This window comes from Amycolatopsis sp. NPDC051106, assembly GCF_040682775.1.
Taxonomy (GTDB): domain Bacteria; phylum Actinomycetota; class Actinomycetes; order Mycobacteriales; family Pseudonocardiaceae; genus Amycolatopsis.
Map to the genome: position 1 here is coordinate 1 of NZ_JBFBBQ010000166.1, position 8,992 is coordinate 8,992.

The window sequence follows — 8,992 nt, forward strand, 5'->3', positions numbered from 1 at the left end:
CTGGCGACCCAATGTGGCCTTCGGTGCGTTCAACGCACCCAAGGCGGCCTTCGGTGCGTTGAACGCAACCAAGGCCACATTGGGGCGCTCGAGGCCAGGCTGGAGCGCCACCCGGAGTTCCGCGCGGACGTAGGGCGAGTCCGGGACCGGCGCTGGGTGGCGGGGGTGGAGCGCCTCGGCACCGAGGTCCTGAATGACTCATTCAGGACCTCCGGCGCCCTGAATGACTCATTCAAGACGTTTGCCGGGCCGGGCCGCTGACCGGGGCCGCTGCACAGCCGGACCCGAAGTGTGCACCCCTGGGCATCGCGTGGGCTTCCGTCCGGCCGCAGCGGAAGGTAGTTCTTTCCTCACAACGACGGCACCGAACTACGTCCGTCCGGAAAGGACCGAAATGATCAAGCGAACATTCACGGCCGCGCTCCTCATCGCCGTCGCCGCGGTGGGGCTCAGCGCCGCCCCCGCCGGGGCTACCGTCCAAAGTGGAAGCGGCACTATCAACGACCCCTGGGTGCCGACCCGTGCCGCGCACATCACCTGTCAGACCGCCACCCTCTTCGGCAACTACACCGCCGGCCAAGGCCACTCCGACCCGATCGCGACGCTCGTCCAGGGCAACTACATCGGCGTCCGCTACATCACCTCCGACCACAACTCGGCCGACGTCTTCTGGCACGGCACGAGCAAATGGGGCTTCCTCCTCCGCGACTGCTTCACCCTGAACTGAAAGGGAACCGATGAAACGCGCCATCCTGACCGCGGTACTCACCGCTGCCGCGGCGATCGCCGCGGCCCCCGCCGCCTCGGCCGGTACCGTGCACGAAATCTGTGCCCAGGACCTCTACGTCCGGACGCAGCCGGCCGGTGTCATCGTCGGCACGCTCTACCGGGGCGACCACTTCGAGCTGTCGCGGTACTCGCCCCGCGGTGACTGGGCCGAGGGTTACGCCATGGGCCACGTCAACCAGCGCGGCTGGATCCAGGCCGGCTGGTTCTGCTGACCTTCAAGGGAGTTTGAGCGACAGCACGTCCGGCACCGTGACCAGGCTGCCGTAGAGGTTCGCGTTCCCGCCGATGGCGAGGACCCGGTGCGCCGAGGTGGCCGCGCAGACCAGCGACGCCCGGCCGTGGGGGAGCACCGTGCCCAGCAGCACCCATTCCCCCGTGCGGACGTCGAGGACCTCGCTCGTGCGGTCCCGCGCGGTCGGGTCCTCGATCGGCGCGGGACCGCCGCCGACCACCACGATCCGGTCGCCTGCCCGCACCGCGCCGGGCGCGCCCCGCCGTTTGCGCATCGGCGCGACCGACTCCCAGCGGTCGGTCTCCGGGTCGTACCGCTCCACCGAGTCGAGCGCGTTCTGGCGCCGGCTCGGCAAACCGCCGAGCGCGTAGAGGTGCTCCCCGGCCGCGATGAGCCGGAACCGGGCCCGCGGGGTGAGCATCGGGGCCACCGGCGTCCAGTGCCGCGTGGCCGGGTCGAACCCGAGCACCGCGTCCGTGGCGTGCTCGCCGGGATCGCCGTCCCCGACGAAACCGCCTGCCACGTAGAGCTTTCCGTCCAGACCGGCCGCCGACGCCGCACCGAGCGGCACGGGCAGGGGCGGGCTCGGCCGCCACTCGTCGGCCGCCGGGTCGTACACCTCGACGACGTCGGTCGTGCGGCCGTCCGGGGTGATGCCGGCGGCGGCGTAGACCAGCCCGCCGACGACGCCGGCCGCGTGGTTGCCGCGCGGGGTGGGCATCGGGCTGACGTAGCGCCAGGCGCCGCCGCCGGTGACCTTGCGCGTCTCCACCGAGCCGAAGCCCACGTTCCCGTCCGTCCCGCCGAACACGAAGACGTCGTCGCCGACGGTCGCCACCTCGTGGGCGAACCTCGGCGACAGCATCGGCGGCCGGTACCTCCACGACACGTTCATCGGCGCCCCCTCCCATTCTCCCCCGCCAGAGTCTCCGAAGACGATCTGTTTGTTACGGCTCCGGCCGGAATCGGTTTTTCGCTGACCGGCCACCCGTCGGCGATGCCTTTCCCGATGGGTCATCCGCTGTAGTGCGCTCGGCTGGTTGGCGGACATCGATCACGCTCTGTGCCGGTTTCTCGTGGGTTTGTTTCCCCTGGTGAGCACCGGTCAGTCAGTGGATTACCCGTTTGAACGGCGTTCAGGCTTTCCCGAATCGATATTTGCGGACCCGGAAAACGTCATCTACAGTCCGGCGATCACGGCTGATACGGCCGGATTTCCGTGATCGAAAAGATTCCTTTCCGAGGAGTGGTATGCCCCAACGCGCCTCGACCCGCCGGTTCGCCGTGCTCGCCCTCGTCCTCGCGCTGGTGAGCGCGTGCAGCCAGCGAGGCGGGTCCGGCGGTCCCGGCGCCGTCGAAAAGCCGGCGATCCGCGTCGCGATCTTCTCCGCCGTCGACCTCGCCACCTTCTGGCTGGCGCGGGAAGGCGGCTACTTCAAGGCCGAAGGTCTCGACGTGCAGGCCGACACCGGGGCCAGCGGCCAGGAGGCGCTGACCCGGATGACGAACGGCCAGGACGACCTCGCGCTGTCCACCTACACCCTGTTCTTCCTGGCGAAGAACAACGGCACGGACGTGAAGCTGGTCGCGGACGCCACCTCGGCGAGCCCGCGCAGCAACGAGCTGGTCACTGTGCCGAACTCGCCGGTCAAGACGGTGGAAGACCTGGACGGCAGGCGGATCGCCATCAGCTCGAAGAACGCCGCCTCGGACGTGCTGACCCGGTCGGTGATGCGGGACCACGGAGTCGGCTTCGACAAGGTGCAGTGGGTGCCGATGCCGTTGCCGGAGATGGCGGCCGCGCTGGCGCAGGGCCGCGTCGACGCCGCCTACCAGCCGGAACCGTTCCTCACGCAGTCGGCCAAGGTCGCCGGCGCGTACCCGGTCGTCGACGCCGCGAGCGGCAGCACGCAGGCCTTCCCGCTCACCGGCTTCGGTGCGACGGCGAAGTGGGTCGAGGCCCATCCGAAGACGATGCTCGCGTTCCAGCGCGCGATGCTCAACGCCACGCGCGCCGCGGTCGACCGCGCGCGGATCGAGCCGCTCGTCGTCCGCAACGCCAAAGTGGACCAGGACATCGCGAGCCTGATGGTGATGCCCGCGTTCGGGTCCACCCTGGACGCCCGCCGCATCCAGCGGGTGCCGGACCTGTTGCAGCAGCTGGGCGTCGTCCAGACGAAGCTCGACGCCTCGTCGATGATCGCGCCGCAGGCCAGTACCGGCTGACCGGAGCCGGGCGGGAAGGGCGGGTGCGCTGAAGAGCGCGCCCGCCCTTCTTGCGTCGTAAGGACTTCTCCCGGCACGCGGCTATCGCGAAATTCACGGACCGCCCGCCTTCATCCGGTTTCTGCCGGTTCGCACCTTGACACGACCGGCGCCGCGCCCCACCCTCTTCATACCGACCGCGCGGTACGGCCTGGTCCACATGGTGGGACAGGAGAGACGGGAGAGTCGACGATGACACTTCTTGGTGAGGCTCTGCCCAGCGAGGACGTGCCCGGCGAGGACTTGCTGGTGGTCGACGGCCTCACCGTGCGGTTCGGCGGGCTCACCGCGTTGCACGACGTCCGGCTGAGCGTGGATCCCGGCACCGTCGTCGGGGTCATCGGGCCCAACGGCGCCGGGAAGACCACGCTGTTCAACGTCGTCTGCGGCTTCGTCCGGCCCCAGTCCGGCCGCGTGCTGTGGCGCGGCGAACCGCTCGTGCGGCACCGCCCCGAGCACCTCGCCGGCCTCGGGATCGTCCGCACCCTCCAGGGCCTCGGCCTGTTCGCCGGGCTGACCGTGCTCGAGAACGTGATGGCCGGGGCGGGCCGCCACTCGAAGGCCGGCGTGCTCCCCGCGCTCGTCGGCGCCGGACGCTCGGCGCGCGACGAGTCCGACCTCGCGCACCGGGCGCGCCAGACGCTCGGCGAGCTCGGGATCGCCGACCTCGCCGACCGGCTGCCCGGCGTCCTGCCCTACGGCGTGCGAAAACGCGTCGCCCTCGCCCGGGCGCTGGTGGCCGAGCCCGACCTGCTGCTGCTCGACGAACCGGCGAGCGGGCTCTCGGCCGCCGAGCTCGCCGAGCTCTCGACGTTGATCCTGTCGCTGCGGCGGCACATGGCGGTCGTGCTCGTCGAGCACCACATGGACCTCGTGATGCAGGTCTGCGACCGCGTCGTGGTGCTCAACTTCGGCGAGGTGATCGCGGCGGGCACGCCGGCCGAGATCCAGGCCGACCCCCGCGTGACCGAGGCTTACCTCGGCGACCCCGCCGAGGAGGCGCCCGGTGCTTGAGATCGACGAGCTTTCCGTGGCCTACGGCGCCGTCCGCGCGCTCGACGGCGTCGGCCTGGCGGTCGAGCGCGGCGGGATCACCGCCGTGCTCGGCGCGAACGGCGCCGGCAAGACGACGCTGCTGCGCACGATCAGCGGCCTGCAGCCCGCCCGCGGCGGCCGGATCACCTGGGACGGCAAGGAACTCACCGGCCTGGCGCCCGACCGCATCGCCCGCGGCGGGGTCGCGCACGTGCCCGAAGGCGGCGGCGTGATCACCGAGCTGACCGTCGACGAGAACCTCCGGCTGGGCGCGCTGTGGCGCCGCGACCGCGCCGACCGCGAGGCCGCGCGCAAGGAGATGTACGAGCTCTTCCCGCCGCTGGAAGAACGTTCGGCGAAACCCGCGTCGACGCTGTCGGGCGGTGAACGGCAGATGCTCGCCATCGGCCGCGCCCTGATGAGCCGGCCCGAACTGCTGCTGCTCGACGAGCCGTCGCTGGGCCTCGCGCCGCTGATCACCGCCCGCATCATGGGGATCCTGCGTGACCTGCGGGCCTCGACCGGGCTCACCGTCGTGCTCGTCGAGCAGAACGCGCACTCCGCGCTGTCCATCGCCGACCGCGGCTACGTCCTGGCGCTGGGCCGGGTCGTCGCCGTCGACACCGCCGCGGAGCTGCTGGCCGACGACGGTCTCCGCCACGCCTACCTCGGTTTCTGAGCAACCACCAGGGAGAGAACGGTCCGGTATGCAGGAATTCCTCGACCTGACCCTCGGCGGGATCTCCGCCGGCGCGGTCTACGCGGCGCTCGGGCTCGCGCTGGTCATCATCTACCGGGCCACCCGGGTGGTGAACTTCGCCCAGCCCGCCCTCGCCCTGATCTCGACGTACCTCGCGTACTCGGTGACGAAGGCGACGGGCAGCTACTGGCTCGGTTTCGCCGTCGCGATCGTGGCCGGGACCCTGCTGGGGGTCGCCACCGAACGGCTGCTGATCCGGCCGCTGCGGCACCGCTCCGAACTGAGCTCGATCATCGTCACCCTCGGGCTGCTCCTGGTCCTGCAGGCGATCGCGGGCATGATCTGGTCCAACGAGCCGCTGGCGTTCCCGTACGCCTTCGACTTCGTCGGCCGGTTCTCCGCCAACGACCTGTTCGTGGTGCTCGTGGTGCTCCTGATCGCCGCGCTCGTGCTGGTGGTGTTCAAGTACACGCCGCTGGGCCTGCGGATGCGGGCGGCCGCGTTCGCCCCGGAGGTGGCGCGCACGCTCGGCGTGCGGGTCGGGCTGATGCTCACCATCGGCTGGGGCCTCGCGGCGGCGGTCGGTTCGCTGGCCGGACTGCTCGCCACCCCGCCGTTCCTCTTCCCGAACGTGCTCGACGGCGTCTTCGTCTACGCCCTCACCGCGGCGGTGCTCGGCGGCCTCGACAACCCGCTGGGCACCATCGCCGGCGGGTTCGTCCTCGGCGTCGGACTGTCCTACGTGTCCGGGTACCTGGGGCCGGAGATGGTGACGATCGCCGCGCTGGCGATCCTCGTCGTCGTGCTGATCGTGCGTCCCAGCGGGTTGTTCGGCCGCGCGAAGGTGAGGCGGGTATGACCGTGCGCACGAGTGTTCCGGAAACCGCCGTGGCGACGGCGAAGAAGAAGCGGGTGCTGCCGCCCCTGCTGCGCCACGTCCTGTTCGCGCTGGCCGCGTTCGCCGTGGTCGTGGTGCTGACGCTGGTCACCGACGAGTTCACCAACCTGCGGATCGCGACGATCGGCTACTACCTGATCGCGGTCGCCGGGCTGACCCTGCTCACCGGCCTCACCGGGCAGGTTTCGCTGGGCCACGGCGCGTTCATGTTCATCGGCGCGTACACGGTCGCGCTGCTGGTGCGCCGGGTGCCGGCGTTCCCGCTGTGGGCCGACCTGCTGCTCGCCTCGGCCGCCGGCGGGCTCGCCGGGCTGCTGGCCGGAGCCGCCGCGGCCCGGCTGCGGGGGCCGTACCTCGCCGGGGCGACGCTCGCGCTGGCCGTCGGCCTGCCCGCGCTGACCCGCCGGTTCCAGGACTTCCTGGGCGGCAGCAACGGGCTCAGCTTCACCGTCCACAGCAGACCGTCCGGGATCGCCGTTCCCGAACTGCGCTGGCAGACCTGGATCGTCTGGCTCAGCGTGCTCATCGCGCTGGTGCTGGTGGTCAACGTCGTGCGCGGCCGGCTCGGGCGCGACTTCCGCGCCGTGCGCGACGACGAGGTCGCCGCGTCGCTGAGCGGGATCGCCGTCGGGCGCACGAAGATCCTCGCGTTCCTCATCAGCGCGGTCTGCGGCGGCCTGGCCGGTGGCCTGCAGGCGTTCCTGCTCGGCACCGCCGCACCCGGCTCGTTCACGCCGGCGCTTTCGCTGAGCCTGCTGGCGGCCGTGGTGCTGGGCGGGCTGGGTTCCCTCTGGGGCGCGCTGTGGGGCGCGGTCGCGCTCGTCTACTTCCAGGCCTGGTCCGAGGACCTCGCCGACGTCCTGCACCTGAACACCGACGTGGCCAACAACCTCCCGCTCGCGGTGTACGGCGTGATCCTCATCGTCGTCGTGCTCGCCTTCCCGCGCGGCATCCAGGGCGGCTTTCAGCGGCTGCGCGGACTTCTCCGTCGACCCGCCGAAAAGAAGGAGAACAATGAGAAGCACTAGAACCGGCGCGGGCTTCCTCGCCCTGGCCTTGGCGCTGACCGCGTGCGGAGGTGCGGGGGAGAGCGACGGCGGCGGTCAGCAGGCCGCCGACTCGGCCGTCGGCGTCACCAAGGACACCGTCGTCATCGGCAGCCACCAGCCGCTCACCGGCCCGGCCGCGCCCGGGTACAGCAAGATCTCCGTCGGCGCCCGCGCGGTGTACCAGGCGATCAACGACGGCGGCGGGATCAACGGCCGCAAGATCGACTACAAGGTCGAGGACGACGGTTACAACCCGACGAAGACCGTCGAGGTCGTGAAGAAGCTCGTCCTGCAGGACAAGGTGTTCGCGATCGTCGGCGGGCTGGGCACGCCGACGCACTCGAAGGTCGTCGACTACCTGAACTCCGAAGGCGTGCCGGACCTGCTGGTGTCTTCGGGCGCGCTGGCGTGGGACAACCCCCAGAAGGCGCCGATGACCTTCGGCTACCAGCTGGACTACGCCCGTGAGGGCAAGGTCCAGGGCAAGTACATCAAGGACACCTTCGCGGGCAAGAAGGTCGGGTACTTCACGCAGAACGACGACGTCGGCCGCGACACCCAGGCCGGGCTCGACCAGTTCATCAAGGACCAGACCGTCGCGCGGCAGGGCTACGACAGCGCCAACACCGACGTCACGCCGCAGCTGTCCGCGCTCAAGGCCGCGGGCGCCGAGGTCGTCGTCTGCGAGTGCATCCCGGCGTTCACCGCGCTGTCGATCCTGGCCGCGGCGAAGATCGGGTACAAGCCGCAGTTCGTCGTCAGCAGCATCGGCGCGGACCCGGCGACGCTGTCCGGGCTGCTGCAGGACTTCGCCAAGCGCGGCGGGGCGAGCGTGTCGAGCGGCCAGCTGCTCAACGGGCTGATCGGCACCGGCTACCTGCCCGACGTCGCGCAGACGTCCGACCCGTGGGTCGCCTACTTCAAGGGCATCCACGACAAGTACATCCCGAAGGAGCCGCTCACCAACACGCTGTTCTACGGGATGGTGCAGGCGTACACGTTCGGCCAGGCGCTGAAGGCCGCCGGGCCGGACCCGACGCGGCAGAAGATCGTCGACGCCATGAGCTCCGGCGCCCTCAAGGGACCGGGCCTGACGCCGTTCGGGTTCTCGAAGGACTCGCACTCCGGGTACACCGGCGCGTACGTGTTCAAGATCAACCCGGACACCACGACGACGGTGATCCAGCAACCGGCCGTCACCGACCGGGGCACCGGGGCGATCACGCCGTACAGCGGCGAACGCGTCACCCCCGACCAGGTGAACCTGCTGGGGAAGTGAGGACGTGGGCCGGTCCGCGGCGCCGCGCGGGCCGGTCCGCCCGCTCATCTAGGGTGGCGACATGGTGGTCAGGGACAGGGTGATGCGGGCAGCTGTGCGCCTGTTCGCCGAGAAGGGGTTCGAGGCCACGACGGTCCGGGAGATCGTCGAAGAGGCCGGCGTCACCAAAGGTGGGCTGTATCACTACTTCGAGTCCAAGGACGACCTGCTCCTGGAGATCTACACCGCGATGCTGCGGATGCAGGCCCAGCGGATGCGGACCATCGCCGAGTCGGACCTGCCCCTGCCGGAACGGCTGCACGCCATCATCGCCGACGTCGTCACGACCAGCATCGCGGACCTCGACGCGGCGACGGTGTTCTTCCAGTCCTTCCCGCTGCTGGAGAAGCCCAAGCAGATCCAGGTGCGAGCCGAACGCCGCCGCTACCACGAGCGCGTGCGAGCCCTGGTCGAAGAGGGCCAGCGCGCCGGGATCTTCCGCGGCGACGTCCCCGCCGACCTGGTGATCAACTACCACTACGGCGCGATCCACCGGCTCCACATGTGGTACCACGCCGAGGGTGAGCTGTCGGGGGAGCAGGTCGGGGAGCACTTCGCGAACCTGATGCTGCGGAGTCTTCGTCCTTAGTGGACGTGCCGGCTTCGGTTTGAATGCAGTGAATGACTCATTCCTGGCGCCGGACGCCAGGAATGAGTCATTCACTGCATCGGAGGCGACCTGCGTTAGACTTTGGATCATGGCGAG

10 protein-coding genes are annotated in these 8,992 nt (G+C 70.3%); 9 read left to right on the forward strand and 1 reads right to left on the reverse strand.

From position 1 onward, the window contains the following. Nucleotides 1-394 precede the first annotated feature (394 nt). A complete protein-coding gene (locus AB0M83_RS47565) occupies nucleotides 395-727 on the forward strand; it encodes a hypothetical protein (protein ID WP_364529121.1) in 333 nt (110 codons plus the stop codon). A gap of 10 nt (nucleotides 728-737) precedes the next feature. Beyond that, nucleotides 738-1,001 (forward strand): hypothetical protein, encoded by a 264-nt coding sequence (locus AB0M83_RS47570; protein ID WP_364529124.1) that lies wholly within the window; start codon nucleotides 738-740, stop codon nucleotides 999-1,001. A 3-nt stretch (nucleotides 1,002-1,004) separates the two neighbouring features. Here AB0M83_RS47570 and AB0M83_RS47575 read toward each other — a convergent pair whose 3' ends face one another. Then, nucleotides 1,005-1,916, reverse strand: a complete 912-nt coding sequence (locus AB0M83_RS47575) for a kelch repeat-containing protein (RefSeq protein ID WP_364529126.1) — start codon at nucleotides 1,914-1,916, stop codon at nucleotides 1,005-1,007. A gap of 356 nt (nucleotides 1,917-2,272) precedes the next feature. Here AB0M83_RS47575 and AB0M83_RS47580 point away from each other — a divergent pair, with 356 nt between their 5' ends. The 7 genes from AB0M83_RS47580 to AB0M83_RS47610 all read left to right on the forward strand — a co-directional run bounded on the left by AB0M83_RS47580 (nucleotide 2,273) and on the right by AB0M83_RS47610 (nucleotide 8,875). Further along, nucleotides 2,273-3,247 carry an ABC transporter substrate-binding protein gene (locus AB0M83_RS47580; RefSeq protein ID WP_364529129.1) on the forward strand — a complete coding sequence of 325 codons (975 nt, stop codon included), beginning with the start codon at nucleotides 2,273-2,275 and terminating at the stop codon, nucleotides 3,245-3,247. A 231-nt stretch (nucleotides 3,248-3,478) separates the two neighbouring features. Further along, the gene (locus AB0M83_RS47585) at nucleotides 3,479-4,300 is read left to right on the forward strand and encodes an ABC transporter ATP-binding protein (RefSeq protein ID WP_364529132.1); all 822 of its coding nucleotides are present in this window, start codon (nucleotides 3,479-3,481) and stop codon (nucleotides 4,298-4,300) included. Next, nucleotides 4,293-5,000 (forward strand): ABC transporter ATP-binding protein, encoded by a 708-nt coding sequence (locus tag AB0M83_RS47590; protein WP_364529135.1) that lies wholly within the window; start codon nucleotides 4,293-4,295, stop codon nucleotides 4,998-5,000. Before AB0M83_RS47585 ends, AB0M83_RS47590 begins: the two co-directional genes overlap by 8 nt. 28 nt (nucleotides 5,001-5,028) lie before the next feature. Beyond that, nucleotides 5,029-5,880 carry a branched-chain amino acid ABC transporter permease gene (locus AB0M83_RS47595; protein ID WP_364529138.1) on the forward strand — a complete coding sequence of 284 codons (852 nt, stop codon included), beginning with the start codon at nucleotides 5,029-5,031 and terminating at the stop codon, nucleotides 5,878-5,880. Beyond that, a complete protein-coding gene (locus tag AB0M83_RS47600) occupies nucleotides 5,877-6,947 on the forward strand; it encodes a branched-chain amino acid ABC transporter permease (RefSeq protein WP_364529140.1) in 1,071 nt (356 codons plus the stop codon). Before AB0M83_RS47595 ends, AB0M83_RS47600 begins: the two co-directional genes overlap by 4 nt. Then, nucleotides 6,934-8,247, forward strand: coding sequence for an ABC transporter substrate-binding protein (locus tag AB0M83_RS47605; protein ID WP_364529143.1), 1,314 nt, complete (start codon nucleotides 6,934-6,936; stop codon nucleotides 8,245-8,247). The genes AB0M83_RS47600 and AB0M83_RS47605 overlap by 14 nt, the downstream gene beginning before the upstream one ends. Before the next feature lie 82 nt (nucleotides 8,248-8,329). Next, nucleotides 8,330-8,875 (forward strand): TetR/AcrR family transcriptional regulator, encoded by a 546-nt coding sequence (locus tag AB0M83_RS47610; RefSeq protein WP_364529146.1) that lies wholly within the window; start codon nucleotides 8,330-8,332, stop codon nucleotides 8,873-8,875. Nucleotides 8,876-8,992: the final 117 nt, after the last annotated feature.